Raw genomic sequence first — 19,037 nt, forward strand, 5'->3', positions numbered from 1 at the left:
CCCTGCGCGCGCCCCGCGTCCAGCACGGTGACGCGCCAGCCGCGCAGCGCCAGCGCGTGGGCGATCCCCGCGCCAGCCAGGCCGGCCCCCACGATCACGGCATGCCGTCCCGACGAGACCGCCGCGGGCTGCGCGGCGGTTCCTGCCTGGCGGACCTGCCCCACTGTCATATGCCATTTGCCCCCGTAACCGGGCGCGCGCCGCACGTCAAAGCCGGCCTCGGCCAGATTGCGGCGCAGTTCGCCGGTGCACGCCCAGGTGGCGACCGTGGCGCCGGGCGCCGCCAGATCAGCCAGGGCGCGCAGCAGCGGCGTCGCCCACATCTGCGGATTGCGCTCGGGTGCAAAGCCATCCAGGAAAAATGCGTCCACCCGCGCGCCCAGCCGGGGGGCCAGCGCCTGCGCATCGCCAAAGCCCAGTGTCAGCGTTACGGCGCCGTTCTCGAATTCCAGCCGGTGCAGCCCCGGCAGCAGCGCCGGCCATTGCGCCGAAAGCGCGCGCGCCATGCCGGCCAGCGGCTCGGGCGCATGGCGCGCCAGCAAGGCGGCCATGTCGTCCCCAGAAAAGGGGTGTGCTTCCATAGAGACGACATGCAGCGCCGCCGGCCGTTGCGGATCATCGCGCCAGGCCTTCCACAGCGCCAGGAAGTTCAGCCCCAACCCGAATCCCGTCTCGCAGACGGTGAACGACCCGCGCCCCCGCCAGCGCTCCGGCAGTCCGTTGCCCCGCAGGAAAACATGCTCGGCCTGGCCCATCGCCCCGGACGGGGAGTGGTAGACGTCCCCATAAACGGCGCTGACCAGCCTGCCGTCGGCGTCAACATCCCCCGTTGCGGGGACCAGCGGAACATAAGTCACAGACATTCAGCCCAAAGATACAAACATGATGAAGCGCGAATTATCCGGCCACATGGCCGTTCGCGTTGGATGCGCACCACGCGACGAAGGGATTAGTCCGTTTGCGACAGGTTTGCCCCATTGGTGGGCTTACACTGGACCAATGGATACCTACGATCAGCCCCAATCGCTGGCATCGCCCATCGACCTGTGCGCCGCGATCGACGCGGCCGTCACGGCAGCTCATGCTGGCGCAGCCATCCTGCAATCCTACGCGCACCACCGCGCCGATCTCGTGATCGATCGCAAGGCCCGCAACGATCTCGTGTCCCAGGCGGACCGCGAGGCGGAGGCCGCGATCATCCAGGAATTGAAGGCCCGCACCCCCAAGTTCGGCATCGTCGCCGAGGAAACGGGCGGCAAGGCCCAAGGCGTGGCCACTTGGTACATCGACCCGCTCGACGGCACCACCAACTTCCTGCACGACATCCCGCATTACGCCGTCTCGATCGCCCTGATCGCGCATGCCGGCACCACGATGTCCGCCAACGAAACGCTGGCCGAAGACACGCCGGTCATCGGCGTGGTCTACGACCCCAGCCGCGAAGAGCTCTTCACTGGCGTGTACGGCGTGGGCGCGTGGCTCAATGGCCGCCGCATCTCGTGCTCGCGCACGCAGACGATCGAAGACGCCGTGCTGGCCACGGGCTTTCCGTTCCGCGATTTTTCGTTCGCCGCGCAATACATGCCGATGTTGCACGACGCCATCAACCGCGCGCGCGGCGTGCGCCGCATGGGCGCGGCCGCGCTGGACCTGGCCTGGACTGCCTGCGGCCGGTACGACGGCTATTGGGAAATGGGCCTGGCGCCCTGGGACGTGGCTGCGGGCACGCTGATCCTGCGCGAGGCGGGCGGCGTGTGCACCGACATGCACAAGCAGGATCCCTGGCCGATCGGCGGGCGCGTCGTGGCGGGCAATCCCGCCATCGAACGCGCGCTGCACGACATGATTGCGCCTCACCTGAACAAGCAAGGCTGAGGCGCCCCGCTAGGCGGACGTCTTCGCGGGCGCCGCGGCCTGCGCGTCAGGCCGCAGTTCGCGGCGCAGGATCTTGCCCACGTTGCTCTTGGGCAGCTCGTCGCGGAATTCAACGAAGCGCGGCCGCTTGTAACCCGTCAGCTTGTCCTTGCACCATTGCTGCACCTGGGCTTCGGTCAGCGACGGGTCTTTCTTCACGACAAACACCTTGACCGCCTCGCCGGAGTGCTCGTCCGGCACGCCGATCGCCGCGCATTCCAACACGCCCGGATGCTGCGCGACCGCGGCCTCGACCTCGTTCGGATAGACCTTGAAGCCGGACACCGCGATCATGTCCTTCTTGCGGTCCACGATGCGTGTGTAGCCCTGCTCGTCCATGATGCCGATGTCGCCGGTCCGAAAGAACCCATCGGCCGTCATCGAATTGCGCGTCTCGTCGGGCTTGCGCCAATACCCCAGCATGACCTGCGGCCCGCGAATGCCGACCTCGCCACGTTCTCCGAGCGGCACCTCGTTGCCGGCATCGTCCAGGATCGCGACGTCCGTCGACGGCAGCGGCAGCCCGATGGAACCGGAATACGCGGTGGCATTGGTGGGATTGACCGTCGCCACCGGCGACGTCTCGGACAGGCCGTAGCCCTCGATCAGCGGCCGGCCCGTGATCTTCAGCCAGCGTTCGGCCACCTGCTGCTGCACGGCCATCCCGCCGCCCAGCGTCAGCCGCAGGCCGGAGAAGTCCAGGCGCGCAAAGTCCTCGTTGTGCGCCAGCGCGTTAAACAGCGTATTGACGCCGGGAAACACATTCACCGGCGTCTTGCGCCACGCATTGATGAGCGAAGGCTGGTCGCGCGGATTGATGATGAGCACGTTGCGCATGCCCGCGTGCAGGGCGTAAAGACCGCACACCGTCATGGCGAACACGTGATAGAGCGGCAGCGCGCTGATGATGGTGAGCTGCTGGTCCGCCATGTCGTGCACGACCGGCTGCGCGACCGCCTCGGTCTGCAGCACGTTGGCCACCAGGTTGCGGTGCGACAGCATGGCGCCCTTGGGCACGCCGGTGGTACCGCCCGTGTACTGCAGCACCGCCACGTCATCCATCGAGATGGCCGGCGGATTGAAAGGCAGATGCGCGCCCTCGTGCAGCAGCTTGGGCAGCGCCAGCGCGCCGTCGATACGCCACGGCGGCACGATCTTCTTGATGTAGCGCGCGGCCAGGTTGACCAGCGGCGCCTTCAGGCCGCCAAGCAGATCGCCGGGCCCCGTCACGACGATGTGCTTGAGTTCGCCGCGATCGGCGACCTGCTGCAGGGTATGCGCGAAGTTTTCCAGGATGACGATGACGGACGCGCCGCTGTCCAGCAACTGGCGCTGCAATTCATCGGCGGTGTAGAGCGGATTGACGTTCACCAGCGTCATGCCCGCGCGCAGCGCCCCCAGCATGCACACCAGATAGGCCGGCACGTTGGGCATCATCAGCGCGACGCGCGCGCCCTTTTCAAGGTTCAGCCCTTGCAGCCAGGCCGCGAACGCGCGCGCGTGCCCGTCCAGCTGCGCGTAGGTGATGTCGCTGCCCATCGCCGTGCAGGCGATGCGCGTCGCGTACCGCTTGCAGGCCCGGTCCAGCAAGTCGGTCAGCGAGGAATATTCCTCGGTGGAGATCTCCGCAGGAACGCCTTGGGGATACTGAGCAAGCCACGGACGCGTCATGGTATTTGTCTCCATTAAATTGATTTTTGAATGATGATACCCTTTGTCCGTTCCCCCTATTTCCCCCGAGTTCGCTCATGAAACTCCTTGAACCCATCGTTGCCTGGCACCAGGATATTTCCAAGATCCGACGCGACATCCACGCGCATCCCGAACTGGCCTTCGAAGAGTTCCGCACCGCCGATGTGGTGGCGGCCAAGCTCGAGGAATGGGGCATCGAAATCCATCGCGGATTGGGCGGCACTGGCGTCGTGGGCATCATCCGCGGCAACCAGCCCGGCGATCGCGCGGTGGGCCTGCGCGCCGACATGGACGCGCTGCCCATGCAGGAAGCGAACAAGTTTGAACATGCCAGCAAGAACGACGGCAAGATGCACGCGTGCGGCCACGACGGCCACACCGCCATGCTGCTGGCCGCGTCGCAATACCTGGCCGAGCACCGCGATTTCGCGGGCACGGTCTATGTGATCTTCCAGCCCGCCGAAGAAGGCGGCGGCGGCGCCAAGCGCATGATCGACGACGGCCTGTTCACGCGCTTCCCGATGGAAGCGGTGTTCGGCATGCACAACTGGCCCGGCATGAAACCCGGCCAGTTCGGCCTGACGCCCGGCCCCATCATGGCCTCCAGCAACGAATTCTCGATCGTCATCAAGGGCAAGGGCACGCACGCGGGCATGCCGCACCTGGGCATCGACCCGGTCATGGCGGCGGTGCAGATGGCGCAATCGCTGCAGACCATCGTCACGCGCAACCGCAATCCGCTGGACGCGGCCGTGCTCAGCATCACGCAGATCCATGCAGGCAGCGCCGACAACGTGGTGCCCAACCATGCCGAATTGCGCGGCACGGTGCGCACCTTCACGCTGGACGTGCTGGATCTGATCGAACGCCGTATGGAAGAAATCGCGCGCCATACCAGCGCGGCGATGGACTGCGAGGTCGAGTTCACCTTCCAGCGCAACTACCCGCCCACCATCAACCACCCCGAGGAAGCGGCGTTCTGCGCCGATGTGCTCCGCGACATCGTCGGCGACGCCAACGTCAACGCGAATGTGCAGCCGACCATGGGCGCCGAGGACTTCGCGTTCATGCTGCAGGAACTGCCGGGCTGCTACGTCTGGATCGGCAACGGCACCGGCGAGCACCGCGACAGCGGCCACGGCCTGGGCCCCTGCATGCTGCACAACGGCAGCTACGACTTCAACGACGATCTGCTGCCGCTGGGCGGCACGTATTGGGTGCAGCTCGCGCTCAAGCGGCTGGCCAAGGCCTGATACCAGCCTAGCCCTCCTGCCCGCCGACCGCCAGGCACATCGCCAGGAAGCGCTCGGCGGCGCGGGCGGCGGCATCGGCATGCGGCACCAGGATGCTCAGGGTCCGCGTGAGCGGTTTGGGCAACAGACGCAGGGCCGCCAGCGCGCCGTCTTCGTGCCGCATCGACATCACCGACACGAAACCCACGCCCAACCCTGCCCGCACGGCCTGCTTCACGCCCTCCACCCCGGCCAGCTCAAGGCCGACAGATGGGGCCAACCCGCCATCGCTGAAGGCCCGTTCCACCAGCCGGCGCACGCCGGAGCCCGGTTCACGCATCACCAGCGGCGAGGCCGCCAGATCCCGTAGCGTCACGGCGCCCTTGTGCGCCAGGGCATGATCGGCCCGCACGATCGCCACGACTTCGTCCTGGCGCCACGCATGCACCGCCGTGTCGGCGGGCAATCCGGCGGGCACATCCCCTTCAATGAACGCCAGATCCAGCGCGGGCAGGCGCTCGACGATCTCGCGCGTGTTGCCATCGGACAGGTGCAGGCTCACGGCGGGAAAGTCGTGGCGAAAGTCCGCAACCAGACGGGGCAGCAGATAGCTGGCCGGCGTGGTGCTGGCGCCCAGCCGCAGCGCGCCGGTTTCCAGCCCGCGCCACGATTCCCGAACGGCCTGCGCCTGCCGGTACACCTGCCTCAGCTGACGCGCCTGCTCGGCAAGGCGTTCGCCGGCTTCGGTCAGCGCGATGCCGTGGCCGCTGCGACGGTACAGGGGCTCGCCAAACCACTCCTGCAAGGCGCGCAGCTGGCCCGAGACCGCCGGCTGCGACAAATGCAGGGCCTGGGCGGTGCGGCTGATATTGCCGGTATCGGCGACCGCGGCAAACGTGAGCAATTGATCCGGAGTCATGAGCGAACTGATATCAGATTTTCTGATATTCAATATTTAGATTGAAGATTTTTCAAATAATACGGCCGGATCTAATATTTCGTCTAGTTATGTAGTTATGCCCAAAGGGCCAGTAATGAATACTTCCACCACCGCCGTTCCGCTTCCCTCCACCCCCGCCGCCGCCCCGGCTGCGCCCGCTGCCGCGGCCACGCCCTGGCGCGACAAGCTCAATGGCGTGCTGTTCGTGGGCTTGATGGCCGGCGCAGTGATGCAACTGGCCGATCTTCCCTTCATCCGCCAACTAGGCTTCTCGCCGCTGGTCGTGGGCATCGTCGTCGGCATGCTGTACGGCAACTTCCTGCGCGGCACCATGCCCGCAGACTGGGGCGTGGGCGTGAACTTCACGGCGCGCCGCCTGCTGCGCATTGCGGTTGCCTTCTACGGCCTGAACATCAGCATCCAGCAGATTGCCGCCGTGGGCATGCCGGGCCTGGCGGTCTCGGTGGCCGTGGTGGTGGGCACGCTGCTGATCGGCACCGTGGTCGGCCAACGGCTCCTGGGCCTGGATCGCGACACGGCCATGTTGACCGCCGCCGGCAGCGCCATCTGCGGCGCGGCCGCGGTGCTGGCCTTCGAACCGACGCTGCGCGCCGCCCCCCACAAGAGCGCGGTGGCCGTGGCGACGGTGGTGCTGTTTGGCACGCTGTCGATGTTCCTCTACCCGGTCTTCTATCACGCGGGCTGGCTGAACTTCGATACCCAGGCGCTCGGCATCTATATTGGCGGCACCGTCCACGAGGTGGCGCAGGTGGTTGGCGCGGCCAGCAACATCGACCCAGCCACGACCGAAGTCGCCACCATCGTCAAGATGACCCGCGTGGCGCTGCTCGTGCCCGTGCTGCTGATCCTGGGCATGTACCTGCGCAGCGCCGCCTCGCACGCGGGCGGCGGCCAGGGCAAGGGCCAAAAGCTGCCCATCCCCTGGTTCGCCGTGGGCTTCCTGGCGCTGGCCATCGTCAATTCCCTGAACATCATTCCCGCCGATATCGTCGCCGCCATCCGCCGGCTCGACGTCTTCGCGCTGACCATGGCCATGACCGCGCTGGGCATCGAAACCCGCTTCGCCCAGATCCGCAAGGCCGGCCCGCGTGTCATGGCCCTGGGCTTCATCCTTTACGTCTGGTTGTTGGTTGGCGGCTACGGGATCGTCAAGCTGGCGACCTGATGACCACGCAAGGCGACGGCGGCAGGCGTCAACGCGCACGCCGCCGTCGCGTTTTTCCTGCATAATCGGCTGGTTCTCTAGCATTGGAGTCGGCCGCATGACCTCCAGCACCAAAACCCCGTTTACGACTCTGCCAGCCCATCGCGACGCGGTGTTGCGCGTCATGCCGATGCCGGCCGACGCGAACATCCACGGGGACGTTTTTGGCGGCTGGATCATGTCCCAGGTAGACATCGCAGGGTCCATCCCTGCCGCCCGCCGTGCCGCCGGCCGCGTGGCCACCGTGGCGGTCAATGCCTTCCAGTTCAAAGAGCCCGTGTTCGTGGGCGACCTGCTCAGCTTCTACGCCGCCATCGTCAAGACCGGCACCACGTCCATCACGGTATCCGTCGAGGTCTACGCGGAACGCCAGCGCCTGGACGCCGAAGTCGTCAAGGTCACCGAGGCCACGCTGACCTACGTCGCCACCGACGAAGCGCGGCGCAGCCGTCCTCTCCCCACACTTTGAGCCGTAACGCATGACGCAGTCCGCCGCCGCGCAGAAACCGCCCGCGACGCCCCGCCGCCTCGACCCGGAAGACGCCCAGACCGCCCTCGCGGAAGTCCAGGAGCGCTTGCGGCGCCAGCACCTCGTCGAAGAACTGGTTCACCGCCAGGAAGAAGGCGACGCCAAGGCGCCCCTGGTCGAAGACCTGGTGCACCGCCAGCACGAAGCCGAGTTGAAAACGCTTGTCGACGGCCTGCACCCCGCCGACATCGCCTTCATCCTCGAATCGCTGCCCAAGGACGAGCGCCAGGCGATCTGGAAGCTGGTCAGCCCTGAGCACGACGCGGACGTCCTGCTCGAAGTCGAAGACTGGGTCCGCGAATCGCTGATCGAGGCGATGGACCGCCAGGACCTCGTCGCCGCGACCGAAAGCATGGACGCGGACGAGCTCGCTGACCTGGCGCCCGACCTGCCGCCCGACGTGGTGGCGGAAGTGCAAAAGGGCCTGACCGAGGAAGAGCGCGCGCAGCTTCTGGAAGCCATGGGCTATCCGGAAGACAGCGTCGGCGCCATCATGGATTTCGAGATGGTGCGCGTGCGCGAGGACGTCACGCTCGAGGTCGTGCTGCGCTACCTGCGCCGGCTTCACGAACTGCCCGACCACACCGACCAGATCTTCGTCGTTGACCGCCAGGACAAGCTGCAGGGCATCCTGCCGCTGTCGCGCCTGTTGGTCAGCGAGCCCGAAACCGAAGTGCGGGCAGTCATGAATTCCGACTTCCTGACGCTGAACCCGCTGGATTCCGACGCCGACGCCGCCGGCGCCTTCGAGCGTTATGACCTGGTGTCCGCCCCCGTGATGGACGACCAGGGCCGGCTGATCGGCCGCGTCACCATCGCCGACGTGGTGGACGTGATGCGCGAAGACTCGCAAGAGCAGGCGCTGTCGCGCGCCGGTCTGCAAGAAGAAGACATCTTCGCCCCCGTCACCACCGCGCTGCGCAACCGTGCGCCGTGGCTGCTCTTCAATCTCTGTACCGCCGCCACGGCGTCGTTCGTAGCATCGCAGTTCGAAGGCACGGTCAGCCAGATTGTCATCCTGGCCTTCCTGATGTCGATCGTGGCGGGCATCGGCGGCAACTCGGGCAACCAGACCATGACGCTCATCATCCGGGCGCTGGCGATGGGCCGCATCACGGGCCGCAACCTGTGGCAGCTCGTCAAGCGCGAGCTCTTCGTGACGCTGCTGGTGGGACTGTGCGGCAGCGTGGTGGCCGCCCTGTTCGCGTGGGTGATCTCGCACTCCGTGTCCATCGCGCTGGTGATGATGGCCGCCATGATCTGCAACATGCTGGTCGGCGCGTCGGTCGGCGTGCTGGTGCCCATGGTGCGCGCGCGCTTCGGCAAGGACCCGGCGATGGGCTCGTCGGTGCTGCTCACCTTTGCCACCGATTCGCTGGGTTTCTTCATTTTCCTGGGCCTGGCCACCATCTTTCTGTTGTAGCGCTCCCGCCACGACACGCCGCCGAATCGGCGGCAATACCCCCGAATGCGCGGGGATGACAGCCCACTGACAGGGAAGACGACATGCCCTCCGTTACAGTAACGGAACTGTCATCTTTTCCCTGGGGCCGCAATGACCACCAGACTCCGAGCCGCGCTGTTTTGCCTGCTGTTGTCCGTCTTCACCGTTACCGCCCACGCTTGCGACGACATGCCCTCATGGGCCAAGTCCGCGTGCAACCGCATCGACCAGATCTGGACCGAAGGCGGCAATGACCTCTATGTCAGCGGCTACGCCTGGCACAACCGCGCCAAGTACAGCGCCGAAAAGATCGACAGCTTCCGTGAACTGGCCTGGGGCGGCGGCTACGGGCGCAGCATCTACGACGAGGACGGGGATTGGCAGGGGCTGTACGCCATGGCGTTTCTGGACTCGCACTCGAAGGTGCAGCCCATTGCGGGCTACGGCTTTCTGAAAATCGGCCAGGTCAGCGACAACTTCCGGCTTGGCGCGGGCTACACGGTGTTCCTCACCGCGCGCCACGACATCATGAGCTACGTGCCGTTTCCCGGCATCCTGCCGCTGGTCAGCGCCGGCTACAAGGACGCCATGCTTTACGCGACGTACATCCCGGGCTCAAGCGGCGCGGGCAATGTGGCGTTCGTGTTCGGCCGCTGGCAATTCTGACCGCGTCAAAACGCATGGCCCAATTTGCGCACCAGGTCTCCCAGGCGCCAGTCGTCGATGCCGTGCGCGCGCAACGCACGCGCCGTTTCCACCACGTAGTCCAGACAAGGCCCGGAATGCCCGACCGCATTGCGCACGGACGCCAGCAGGCGGTCGTCGCACAGATCAGCTGCGTACTCGCGGCAGGCGCGGTTCAACAGGAACACGAGTCCGCGCACGGGCGCATCGTCGGTGTGGCAGGTCAGCCAGCGCGGGCTGTAGGCGCCCGTGACCATCTCGCGCCGCCATAAGGCCTGAAAGACTTGCGGCACGTCGCTGGCCGCGATCTGAAACGCAACGCCCCGGCAACAGCCGCCACGGTCCAGGCCGAACACCAGCCCCGGATTGTCCGGCGATCCGCGGTGGTCATGCGACCACAGGCAGAGCGAGCGGTGATAGCCCCGCACCGTGGCCAGGCGCCGTTCGCGCCAGGCAAAGCCGGGGTGCCATATCAGGGAACCGTAGGCAAACACCCACAGGTCGTCGACGCCGTTCCAGCCGGCCAGCAGATCATCCACCGATGCTGCTTGCCGCGTTTTCTGCAATCCGGCGCAGCCGGCGGGCACTGCCAACGACATAGGGTCCTCTGATATCCCAAATCACTCCAAGACTGGAGTGAGCGATATCCTACGCCGCCCCTCACGCAAAAGCATTGCCAGATTGGGCCCGCGCAACGCGCAGAAAGAAATTTGCATCCGCGGCGGCGCGAGCGGCAGAAAAAAATTTGCGCGCCGCGCGCCTACACCGCGTTCAGGGGCAATTCCGTGGTGCTTTTGATGACTTCCATCGAGAAACTGGCGCTGACGTCCAGGAGGTCCACGGCCCCGATCAGCCGGCGGTAGAAGCGGTCATAGGCTGCCATGTCCTCGACCACCACCTTCAGCAGATAGTCGACGTCGCCCGCCATGCGGTGAAATTCGACGACGTTGGGCAACGCCATCACCGCGTTGATCAGGCTTTGCGTCCACTTCTCGTTGTGCTGGCTGGTGCGGATGGACACGAACACCGTCAGGTTCAATCCCAGCGCGCGCGGGTCCAGTAGGATGGCGTTGCGCGCGATGACGCCGTCATCCTTCAGCTTCTGGATGCGGCGCCAGCACGGCGTCACGGAAAGGTTCACTTGCTCGGCCACTTCGGCGACCGAACAGGTGGCGTCCTTCTGCAGCAGCGCGAGTATCTTGAGGTCCGTCTGATCCATGGATGTTTTCGATGCCATCAGTAGGTCCCGGGGTAACCGCCCCCGTCGATCAGCAGATTCTGCGCCGTCATGTAGCCGGCGTGGGCCGAGCAGACGTAGGCGCACAGCGCGCCCAGTTCCTCGGGCTGGCCGTACCGGCCGGCGGGATTGCTGCGCGCCCGCTCGTCCCACAGTTGTTCGAACGTCTTGCCGCCCTGCTCCACCATGCCCTGGATGTGCCGGATCTGCGCATCGGTGGCAAAGGCGCCTGGCAAGAGGTTGTTGATCGTGACGTTGTGGCGCACAGTCTGGCGCGCCAGGCCGCCCACGAAGCCGATCAGACCCGAGCGCGCGCCATTAGACAGGCCCAGCTCGGCATGTGGCGCCTTCACGCTGCGCGACACGATATTGACGATCCGCCCAAAGCGCCGCTCGACCATGCCGTCCACCACGCGGCGGATCATGTCGATCGGTCCCAGCATCATGGCGTCCAGCGCGGCGATCCAGTCGTCGTGCGACCAGTCCCGGAAGTCGCCCGGCAGCGGGCCGTCGGCGTTGTTGATCAGGATGTCCGGATGCGGACAGGCGGCCATGGCCGCGTCGCGCCCCTGCGGGAGCGTCAGGTCGGCGGACACCCAACCCACGCCAGTGCCGGTCTCGCGCGATATCTCGGCGGCGGCTTGCTCCAGCGTCGTCGGATTGCGCGCCGCGATGGTCACCGCCACACCCTCGCGCGCAAGCTGCAAGGCGCAGGCGCGCCCCATGCCGCGGCTGCCGCCAAACACCAGTGCCTTCCTGCCGCTGATCCCCAGGTCCATTCCCGCCCCCTCTGCTGTCGCGTTGACGGCGCCGGGCGCCCGCGGCCCGCCGCTCCGAAGCGGTCCAGTATAGGAGCGCGCCCGCCGGCATGGAATTTTTTTCTAATCCGGCCGGCCAAGAAAAATGGGGCCCCGCGAAGGACCCCATCGGCAATGCAGCGAATGCGGCTAGCGCATCAGCCCATCCATTGGCTCACGGGCGCCGCGGCGTCTTGCAGCGGCTGCGTCACCACGTCGATCAGCGCGGGGCCGTCGTGCTCCATGGCGGCCTTGATCGCGGCGTCCAGCTTGGACGGATCCTCGACGCGCCATGCCTTCACGCCGTAGGCTTCGGCAATGCGCGCATGGTCGGTGCGGTTGAAGTCCACGCTGTAGTAGCGCTTGTCGTAACCGGCCTTCTGGCTGGCCTTGATCCAGCCATAGACCGAATTCGAGAACACCACCATCAAGAGCGGCGCCTTGTGGCGCACGATGGTTTCCAGCTCGCCCACCGTGAAGCCGAAGCTGCCGTCGCCCATCACCGACACGCACTTGGATTGCGGACGGCCGACCCAGGCGCCCAGCGCCGCCGACATCGAAAAGCCCAGCGCGCCGTGAGCGCGGTTGGTGATGAAGTGGCGGCCGGGGCGCGAGACATCGTAGTACGCCGAAAAATACGGGCACGGCGTGCCGGGATCCGCGCACACCACCGCGTCGTCGGGCAGCAGGCGGTTCAGCGACTGCACCACGCGCTCGGGCAGAATCGGCGCGTCCAGGCTGGCGGCCAGCGGTTCAAGCTGCGCGCGGCGCGCGGCCTTGGCGCGGCCGGCCAGCACGGCGCCGTCGGCCGCATCGGAGGGCCGGTGCTTGATGCGCGCCTGCACTTCGGCGGACAGCGCCTCGAGCGCCAGCTTGGCGTCGCCCACCAGGCCAACTTCGGTCAGGTAGTTGGCGCCGATCACCATCGGGTCGATGTCGATGTGCAGGATCGGCACATCGCGATTCGGGAAGCGCCAGTGCTCGGTCGAGGTCGACCCCGCGCGGCAGCCCACGAAGAGCACCACGTCGGCGGCCGCCACCACATCGCGCGTCGCCATCACGCCGCCGTTCGAGCCCACCACGCCCGCGTTCAGCGGATGGGTGTCGGCCAGGCTGCCCTGCCCGCTCACCGTCACGCAGACCGCGGCCTTCAGGGACTCGGCCAATTCTTGCAGCGCGCCGCTGGCGCCGGCGATGACCACGCCGCCACCGCAGATGATGACCGGCGAACGCGCGGCCACCAGCCGCTGCGCCGCACGGGCCACGTCGGCGGGGTCCGGCGCAAAGCGCATGGCCGGGAAGCTGCCGTGCTCGGGCTGCGCCCAGACATCGGACGCATCGACCTGCTGCTTCATCACGTCATAGGGAAAGCACAGGTGCGCCGAGCCGGGCTTGCCGGTCGTCATGGCGCGGAAGGCCGCGCGCACCATGCCCGGAATCTGGTCCGCGCGATCGATCGTGCGGTTCCACTTGGTCAGCGGGCGGTAGAGCGCCTCCTGGTCCAATTCGGTCAGCGGGTACTTGCCGCGCGAGCCGACAGCCACGTCCGACGTAATGCCCAGCACGGGAATCGACGATTCGTTGGCTTCGACCAGGCCCGGCAGCAGATAGGTCGCGCCGCCGCCGCTGGGGCCTTCGCACACGCCGACCTTGCCCGTCACGCGGGCATAGGCATCCGCCATGTAGCCGGCGCTGCGCTCATCGCGCGTCAGGATGTGCTGCATGCCGTGATCCAGGCGGTACAGCGCGTCATACAGCGGCAGCGTGGTGTCGCCGCACAGGCCGAAAATGTGTTTGACGCCGTTGTGTTGCAGCATCCGCACCATCGCTTCGGCGCCGTTCATGTGTTCCATGTCATCTCCACGTAATTCAGGAGCCGGCCCGCAGCGGCGGCCTTGCCGCCGCGCCGGACCGACGCCGTTCAGTTATCCAGATTGATATTGCTGCTCTTGATGAAGGCGCTCCAGCGGTCGTATTCCGACTTGACGTACGCATCCAGCGCCGGGCCATCGGAGGCCACGATCTCAAAGCCCGCTTCCGTGATCTTCTTCTTGATCTCGGGATCGGCCAGCACCGCCTGGAAGTCGGCCGTCAGCTTCTTGACGGTGGCCGGCGGCGTGCCCTTCGGCGCAAACATGCCGCTCCACGAATAGGCGACAAAGCCGGGAAAGCCCGATTCGGCCACGGTCGGCACATTGGGCAATTCGGGCAGGCGCTTCTCGCCGGCAACCGCCAGCGGCTTGATCTTGCCGCCCTGGATCTGGCCGCGCAGGGCCGCATAGCTCAGCCACGTCATGTTGGCCTGGCCCCCGACCACGGCCTGGATGGCCGGTCCGCCGCCGCCGTACGGCACGTGCAACAGCTCGACCTTGGACAACCGCTTGAGTTCTTCCGGCGCCAGGTGGTTCAGCGAACCGACGCCCGTGGAGGCGTAGTTGAACTTGTTGGGCGGCTGCTTGGCGGCCGCCGCCAGGAAGTCCTTCAGGTTGTCCCCAGGCACGCTCGGATTCGCGCCGATCACGAGCGGAAAGCGCACCGTCTGCCCGATGGCGACAAAATCCTTGAACGTGTCATAGGGCAGCTTGGGCTTCACGGCCGGATTGATGCCGTGATTGTCAAAGCTGACCAGCAGCGTGTTGCCGTCCGGCTCGGCCCGCGCCACGAATGCGGTGGCGATCTGGCTGGCGGCGCCCGGACGGTTTTCGACGACCACCGCGCGGCCGCCCATCTGCTGCGACAGGCGAGGCTGCAGGATCCGCGCCAGGATGTCGGTGCTGCCACCGGGCGGATACGGCACGACGAGTATCAGCGGCCGTTCCTCGGCCATCACCGGCGCGGCGACAAAAGCGCCCCCTGCCGCGGCCAGCGTGCATACCGCCGCCAGCGTCCGCTTGATCGTTTTATTCATAAGTTTTCCCCTGCTGTTGTGGTGTTGGCCGGCACTGCCTTGGCGGGTTCGGCCTGGTCCCGCATGTAAATGGTAGAAAAACCCGTGCGTATGACGTCGGTGATCTGGTCCAGCCGCCGGCCGATGTGCGCGCTGATGAGGGCGGGCAAGGCGTCGAGATCGCGCCGCTCCAGCGCATCCACGATCCGCAGATGCTCGCCCTGCGTGTGGCTGCGGCGGCCCTGCTGCATGTCGATCCAGCGCACGAAATGAATGCGCGCATTGACGCTTTCCAGCGCGCGCACGAATTCCTCGTTGCGCGAGTAGCGCGCCAGCGCCAGATGAAAGGCTTCATCCAGTTCCAGCAGCCTGGCCGCGTCGCTGTCTTCGGGCTCGTCGCGCGAACGCTCGACGAAGGCGCGCAGGCTGGCCAGTTCTTCGTCGGTAGCGCGTTCGCACGCGGCGCGCACGATGCCGGCTTCCAGCACCGCGCGATATTCGTAAAGGCTGTGAATCTGCTTGGCATCCAGCAGCCGCGCGATGAACCCGCGGTTGACCGACCGCGTCAGGAATCCCTCGACCATCAATTGGTTCAGCACTTCGCGCAGCGGCGTGCGGCTGACGTTCAGGCGGCGCGCCAGTTCAACCTCGTTGATGCGTTCGCCCGGCTTGAATTCGAAACGCACCGCCATCGCCTTGACTGCGCCATACAGTTCGGCCTGTCCGGCCGACGTGCGGGCGGCGCGGGCAACGGGTCGCGTCGAGGGTTGGGAGAGCGTCATACCGGATCGCGTGGGCAAATTTCCAGTCAGGATGAAGTGCATACTAAAGTGCATACACTTTGCCAGGCAACCCGGGTTTGCCCCAAGCGCGCAAGGCCTGCGCCGTCTCCCTGCGCGGACGCCAGGGGAACGGCAGGCATGAAAAAGCCCGCCGGAAAGCGGCGGGCCGATCAACGGGCAGGCATTACGCGGGTAGCTTACAAGCCCGTATCCAGGGTGTAATGCGCGCCGTCGCGGTTTTCGAGGGTCAGTGTGGACAAGACGGGCGATTGCGCCGCATCGTCCTGCTGGACATGAATGCGCAGGTTCGCCAGCGGCACGTCCCAACCGCCGGTGGCGGCTTCGGCCGTCACCCCGGCCACCAGCGCCAGGCGCTCGGCCACGCCGCGGGCGTCCACCGCGCGTGCGTCGATACGATGCAGGCTGCGGGCCCCGTTGGGGTGCGCCATCAATGCCGGCGACCAGACGCACTCGGGCGTCAGGTGACGGCAGAAATACATGCGGATGCCGGGCAAGGGTTGCTCGGCAAAGCGCACGGTATGGAATCGGGCCTGAACTTCCTGGCCGTCCAGCATTGCGGGACGGGTCAGCTCTTGCACGGGGTTGACGGCAAAGCCGGCCTCACGCAACCGCGTATAGGTGGCCTCGGCGTCATAGGTGCGAAACACCAGCGCTTCCAGGCCGAAGGGCGAATCGGCGATTTCCTTGCGCGCGGGCGGCGCGCCGGGCGGCCACCCCAGCAATTCGACGTACGTGCCTTCCAGCACGATCAGGCGGTTGCACGACCCCAGGTTGTGCACGGCCTTGTCGCTGAGATGAAAGCCCTGCCGTTCGTAATGGGGCGCCAGCGCATCCAGCCGGTCGCGCACCATGACGACGGCGTGGTCGAATTCAGTGCGGCCGACGGAATGCAGCATGAAGGCTAACCCCTTTTATCAGACCAGCTTACCGTGGCACTGCTTGTACTTCTTGCCGCTGCCGCACGGGCACGGATCGTTGCGGCCGACCTTGGGCATGGCGTTGCGCGCGGGCTGTGCGCCCGATTCCTGCGCGTCGGACGCCAGCGCCTCGTCGTAGTCCGAGTGGTGGTACTGCACGTTCTGCACGTGCGGTTGCGCCGCTTCGGCTTCGGCCTGCTCGACCTGTTCGGACGACTGCACGCGCACCGTCATCAGCACCTTGACCACATCGTCGCGCACGCGGTCCAGCATGCCCGAGAACAGTTCGAAGGCTTCGCGCTTGTATTCCTGCTTGGGATTCTTCTGCGCATAGCCGCGCAGGTGAATGCCCTGGCGCAGGTAGTCCAGCGCGGACAGGTGCTCGCGCCAGTGCGTGTCGATCGCCTGCAGCATGATCGAACGCTCGAACTGCGACCACGATTCCTCGCCCACCTGGTCGACCTTGGCCTGGTACGCATCGCGAGCCGCGGCCACCACGCGTTCGCGCAGTTCCTCGTCGTTCAGGTTGGGTTCCTTTTCCAGCATCTCCGTCAGCGGCAGATGCAGGTGCCAGTCGGCTTCCAGCGCATTTTGCAGCGCGGGGATGTCCCACTGTTCTTCCACCGATTCCGGCGGCACGTACGTGTTGAACAGGTCGGTCACCGCGGCGTCGCGCAGGTTGTGCACCGTGGCGCCGACGCTGGCGGCTTCCAGCACGTCGTTACGCTGCGAGTACAGCACCTTGCGCTGGTCGTTGGCGACGTCGTCGTATTCCAGCAATTGCTTGCGGATGTCGAAGTTGCGGCCTTCCACCTTGCGCTGGGCAGTCTCGATCGAACGCGTGACCATGCCGGCCTCGATGGGCTCGCCCTCGGGCAACTTCAGGCGTTCCATGATGGCGCGCACGCGGTCGCCCGCGAAGATGCGCATCAGCGAATCTTCCAGCGACAGGTAGAAGCGCGACGAACCCGGATCGCCCTGGCGGCCGGCGCGGCCGCGCAACTGGTTGTCGATACGGCGCGATTCATGGCGCTCGGTGCCGATGATGCGCAGGCCGCCTGCCGCCTTGACCTGCTCGTTCAGCGGCTTCCATTCCGCGCGGATCTTTTCGATGCGCGCGGTCTTTTCGGCTTCGGAGAGCGATTCGTCGGCGCGGATCAGGTCGACCTGCTTGTCGACGCTGCCGCCCAGCACGATGTCGGTACCGCGGCCGGCCATGTTGGTGGCGATGGTGATGTGGCCCGGCTTACCGGCTTCGGCCACGATCTCGGCTTCGCGGGCGTGCTGCTTGGCGTTCAGGACCTCGTGCGGCAGCTTGGCTTTCTTCAGAAGGCCGGACAGCAGCTCGGAGTTCTCGATGCTGGTCGTGCCGACCAGCACCGGCTGGCCGCGCTCGTGGCAGTCACGGATGTCTTCGAGGATGGCGTTGTACTTTTCGCCGTCGGTCTTGAAGACCTGGTCGTTCTGGTCCTTGCGGACCATGGGTTTGTTGGTCGGAATGATGACCGTTTCAAGCCCGTAGATTTCCTGGAATTCGTACGCTTCCGTGTCGGCCGTGCCGGTCATGCCGGACAGCTTTTCGTACATGCGGAAGTAGTTCTGGAACGTGATCGACGCCAGCGTCTGGTTCTCGTGCTGGATCTTCACGCCTTCCTTGGCCTCGACGGCCTGGTGCAGGCCATCGGACCAGCGGCGGCCCACCATCAGGCGGCCCGTGAATTCGTCCACGATCACCACTTCGCCGTCTTGCACGACGTACTGCTGGTCGCGGAAGAACAGGGTGTTGGCGCGCAACGCCACCATCAGGTGGTGCATCAGCGCGATGTGACGCGGGTCGTACAGCGATTCGCCTTCGGGCAGGATGCCCAGGCGGGCAAGAATGCCTTCGGCGTGTTCGTGGCCGGCTTCCGACAGGTAGACCTGCTGGCTCTTTTCGTCGACCCAGTAATCGCCTTCGGCTTCCGGCTCTTGCGGCTTGGGCTCGTGCGCCATGCGCTTGAGCAGCGGCGGCACCGCGTTCATACGGACGTAGAGTTCGGTGTGGTCTTCGGCCTGACCCGAGATGATCAGCGGCGTGCGGGCCTCGTCGATCAGGATCGAGTCCACTTCGTCAACGATCGCGTAGAACAGCGCGCGCTGGCGGCGGTCCTCAACACGGAATTCCATGTTGTCGCGCAGGTAGTCGAAGCCAAATTCGTTATTGGTGCCGTACGTGATGTCGGCGGCGTAGGCGGCCTTCTTTTCTTCGTTCGGCTGCTGCGGCACGACCACGCCCGTGGACATGCCCAGGAAGCGGTACAGCCGGCCCATCCATTCGGCGTCGCGGCGGGCCAGGTAGTCGTTCACCGTGACCACGTGCACGCCCTTGCCCGCGATCGCGTTCAGGTAGACGGGCAGCGTCGCCATGAGGGTCTTGCCTTCGCCCGTGCGCATTTCGGCAATCTTGCCGTTGTGCAGGGCGATACCGCCCAGCATCTGCACGTCGAAGTGCCGCATGCCGAAGACCCGCTTGCCCGATTCGCGCACCACGGCGAAAGCTTCGGGAAGCAGATCGTCCAGGGACGTGCCCTGGGCGTGGCGGGAACGGAATTCGTCGGTCTTGGCCGCCAGTTCCGCGTCGGAGAGCGCGGCGATCTTGGGTTCGAGCCCATTGATCTGGGTTACCAGCTTGCGATACTGCTTAAGCAGCCGATCGTTGCGGCTACCTATGAGTTTTTTGAGCAGAGAAACCATGCG

17 protein-coding genes are annotated in these 19,037 nt (G+C 66.1%); 6 read left to right on the top strand and 11 right to left on the bottom strand.

Going from position 1 to position 19,037, the window contains the following annotated elements; translation table 11 throughout:
- The coding region (mnmC2, locus tag HV786_RS25770; protein ID WP_175212020.1) for a tRNA (5-methylaminomethyl-2-thiouridine)(34)-methyltransferase MnmC2 at positions 1 to 863 on the bottom strand (863 nt) is incomplete at its 3' end.
- A gap of 136 nt (positions 864 to 999) precedes the next feature.
- Between mnmC2 and HV786_RS25775 the strand changes: the two genes are divergently transcribed.
- The gene (locus HV786_RS25775; RefSeq protein WP_128829970.1) at positions 1,000 to 1,875 is read left to right on the top strand and encodes an inositol monophosphatase family protein; all 876 of its coding nucleotides are present in this window, start codon (positions 1,000 to 1,002) and stop codon (positions 1,873 to 1,875) included.
- A 9-nt stretch (positions 1,876 to 1,884) separates the two neighbouring features.
- Here the strand turns inward: HV786_RS25775 and HV786_RS25780 are convergent, their stop codons facing one another.
- Positions 1,885 to 3,585, bottom strand: a complete 1,701-nt coding sequence (locus tag HV786_RS25780; protein ID WP_056320817.1) for an AMP-binding protein — start codon at positions 3,583 to 3,585, stop codon at positions 1,885 to 1,887.
- Positions 3,586 to 3,662: 77 nt separating this feature from the next.
- On the opposite strand from HV786_RS25780, the gene HV786_RS25785 reads away from it, so the two are divergent.
- On the top strand, positions 3,663 to 4,859 hold the full coding sequence (locus tag HV786_RS25785; protein ID WP_128829965.1) for a M20 aminoacylase family protein: 1,197 nt from the start codon (positions 3,663 to 3,665) through the stop codon (positions 4,857 to 4,859).
- Positions 4,860 to 4,866: 7 nt separating this feature from the next.
- Here the strand turns inward: HV786_RS25785 and HV786_RS25790 are convergent, their stop codons facing one another.
- Positions 4,867 to 5,757 carry a LysR family transcriptional regulator gene (locus HV786_RS25790; RefSeq protein ID WP_056320812.1) on the bottom strand — a complete coding sequence of 297 codons (891 nt, stop codon included), beginning with the start codon at positions 5,755 to 5,757 and terminating at the stop codon, positions 4,867 to 4,869.
- Positions 5,758 to 5,872: 115 nt separating this feature from the next.
- Between HV786_RS25790 and HV786_RS25795 the strand changes: the two genes are divergently transcribed.
- The 4 genes from HV786_RS25795 to pagP all read left to right on the top strand — a co-directional run bounded on the left by HV786_RS25795 (position 5,873) and on the right by pagP (position 9,642).
- Positions 5,873 to 6,964: a YeiH family protein gene (locus HV786_RS25795; protein WP_128829964.1), complete on the top strand. Its 1,092-nt coding sequence runs from the start codon at positions 5,873 to 5,875 to the stop codon at positions 6,962 to 6,964.
- 97 nt (positions 6,965 to 7,061) lie between these two features.
- Complete coding sequence (locus tag HV786_RS25800; RefSeq protein ID WP_056320808.1) at positions 7,062 to 7,472, top strand: acyl-CoA thioesterase; 411 nt, start codon at positions 7,062 to 7,064, stop codon at positions 7,470 to 7,472.
- A 10-nt stretch (positions 7,473 to 7,482) separates the two neighbouring features.
- On the top strand, positions 7,483 to 8,955 hold the full coding sequence (gene mgtE, locus HV786_RS25805) for a magnesium transporter (protein ID WP_062841653.1): 1,473 nt from the start codon (positions 7,483 to 7,485) through the stop codon (positions 8,953 to 8,955).
- 132 nt (positions 8,956 to 9,087) lie between these two features.
- Positions 9,088 to 9,642: a lipid IV(A) palmitoyltransferase PagP gene (pagP, locus tag HV786_RS25810; RefSeq protein WP_128829963.1), complete on the top strand. Its 555-nt coding sequence runs from the start codon at positions 9,088 to 9,090 to the stop codon at positions 9,640 to 9,642.
- A 5-nt stretch (positions 9,643 to 9,647) separates the two neighbouring features.
- Here the strand turns inward: pagP and HV786_RS25815 are convergent, their stop codons facing one another.
- From HV786_RS25815 to secA, 8 genes are all read right to left on the bottom strand, one after another.
- Positions 9,648 to 10,259, bottom strand: a complete 612-nt coding sequence (locus HV786_RS25815; protein WP_056320800.1) for a gamma-glutamylcyclotransferase — start codon at positions 10,257 to 10,259, stop codon at positions 9,648 to 9,650.
- A gap of 161 nt (positions 10,260 to 10,420) precedes the next feature.
- The gene (locus tag HV786_RS25820; protein ID WP_056320797.1) at positions 10,421 to 10,879 is read right to left on the bottom strand and encodes an Lrp/AsnC family transcriptional regulator; all 459 of its coding nucleotides are present in this window, start codon (positions 10,877 to 10,879) and stop codon (positions 10,421 to 10,423) included.
- 17 nt (positions 10,880 to 10,896) lie between these two features.
- Positions 10,897 to 11,676, bottom strand: a complete 780-nt coding sequence (locus HV786_RS25825) for an SDR family oxidoreductase (RefSeq protein WP_128829962.1) — start codon at positions 11,674 to 11,676, stop codon at positions 10,897 to 10,899.
- Positions 11,677 to 11,852: 176 nt separating this feature from the next.
- A complete protein-coding gene (locus HV786_RS25830; RefSeq protein WP_056320792.1) occupies positions 11,853 to 13,547 on the bottom strand; it encodes a thiamine pyrophosphate-binding protein in 1,695 nt (564 codons plus the stop codon).
- A gap of 68 nt (positions 13,548 to 13,615) precedes the next feature.
- Positions 13,616 to 14,602, bottom strand: a complete 987-nt coding sequence (locus HV786_RS25835) for a tripartite tricarboxylate transporter substrate binding protein (RefSeq protein WP_128829961.1) — start codon at positions 14,600 to 14,602, stop codon at positions 13,616 to 13,618.
- Positions 14,599 to 15,363, bottom strand: a complete 765-nt coding sequence (locus HV786_RS25840; RefSeq protein ID WP_128829960.1) for a GntR family transcriptional regulator — start codon at positions 15,361 to 15,363, stop codon at positions 14,599 to 14,601. Before HV786_RS25840 ends, HV786_RS25835 begins: the two co-directional genes overlap by 4 nt.
- Positions 15,364 to 15,560: 197 nt before the next feature.
- Positions 15,561 to 16,280: a VOC family protein gene (locus HV786_RS25845; RefSeq protein ID WP_128829959.1), complete on the bottom strand. Its 720-nt coding sequence runs from the start codon at positions 16,278 to 16,280 to the stop codon at positions 15,561 to 15,563.
- A gap of 18 nt (positions 16,281 to 16,298) precedes the next feature.
- On the bottom strand, positions 16,299 to 19,034 hold the full coding sequence (secA, locus tag HV786_RS25850) for a preprotein translocase subunit SecA (RefSeq protein ID WP_128829958.1): 2,736 nt from the start codon (positions 19,032 to 19,034) through the stop codon (positions 16,299 to 16,301).
- Between the last annotated feature and the right edge of the window lie 3 nt (positions 19,035 to 19,037).

Origin of the sequence: Achromobacter mucicolens (assembly GCF_902859725.1) — a bacterium.
GTDB classification, from domain to species: Bacteria; Pseudomonadota; Gammaproteobacteria; order Burkholderiales; family Burkholderiaceae_B; genus Achromobacter; species Achromobacter mucicolens.

Coding starts and splice junctions, on each gene's coding strand:
- HV786_RS25775 (WP_128829970.1), top strand. CDS start 1,000: ATGGATACCTACGATCAGCCCCAATCGCTGGCATCGCCCATCGACCTG.
- HV786_RS25780 (WP_056320817.1), bottom strand. CDS start 3,585: ATGACGCGTCCGTGGCTTGCTCAGTATCCCCAAGGCGTTCCTGCGGAG.
- HV786_RS25785 (WP_128829965.1), top strand. CDS start 3,663: ATGAAACTCCTTGAACCCATCGTTGCCTGGCACCAGGATATTTCCAAG.
- HV786_RS25790 (WP_056320812.1), bottom strand. CDS start 5,757: ATGACTCCGGATCAATTGCTCACGTTTGCCGCGGTCGCCGATACCGGC.
- HV786_RS25795 (WP_128829964.1), top strand. CDS start 5,873: ATGAATACTTCCACCACCGCCGTTCCGCTTCCCTCCACCCCCGCCGCC.
- HV786_RS25800 (WP_056320808.1), top strand. CDS start 7,062: ATGACCTCCAGCACCAAAACCCCGTTTACGACTCTGCCAGCCCATCGC.
- mgtE (WP_062841653.1), top strand. CDS start 7,483: ATGACGCAGTCCGCCGCCGCGCAGAAACCGCCCGCGACGCCCCGCCGC.
- pagP (WP_128829963.1), top strand. CDS start 9,088: ATGACCACCAGACTCCGAGCCGCGCTGTTTTGCCTGCTGTTGTCCGTC.
- HV786_RS25815 (WP_056320800.1), bottom strand. CDS start 10,259: ATGTCGTTGGCAGTGCCCGCCGGCTGCGCCGGATTGCAGAAAACGCGG.
- HV786_RS25820 (WP_056320797.1), bottom strand. CDS start 10,879: ATGGATCAGACGGACCTCAAGATACTCGCGCTGCTGCAGAAGGACGCC.
- HV786_RS25825 (WP_128829962.1), bottom strand. CDS start 11,676: ATGGACCTGGGGATCAGCGGCAGGAAGGCACTGGTGTTTGGCGGCAGC.
- HV786_RS25830 (WP_056320792.1), bottom strand. CDS start 13,547: ATGGAACACATGAACGGCGCCGAAGCGATGGTGCGGATGCTGCAACAC.
- HV786_RS25835 (WP_128829961.1), bottom strand. CDS start 14,602: ATGAATAAAACGATCAAGCGGACGCTGGCGGCGGTATGCACGCTGGCC.
- HV786_RS25840 (WP_128829960.1), bottom strand. CDS start 15,363: ATGACGCTCTCCCAACCCTCGACGCGACCCGTTGCCCGCGCCGCCCGC.
- HV786_RS25845 (WP_128829959.1), bottom strand. CDS start 16,280: ATGCTGCATTCCGTCGGCCGCACTGAATTCGACCACGCCGTCGTCATG.
- secA (WP_128829958.1), bottom strand. CDS start 19,034: ATGGTTTCTCTGCTCAAAAAACTCATAGGTAGCCGCAACGATCGGCTG.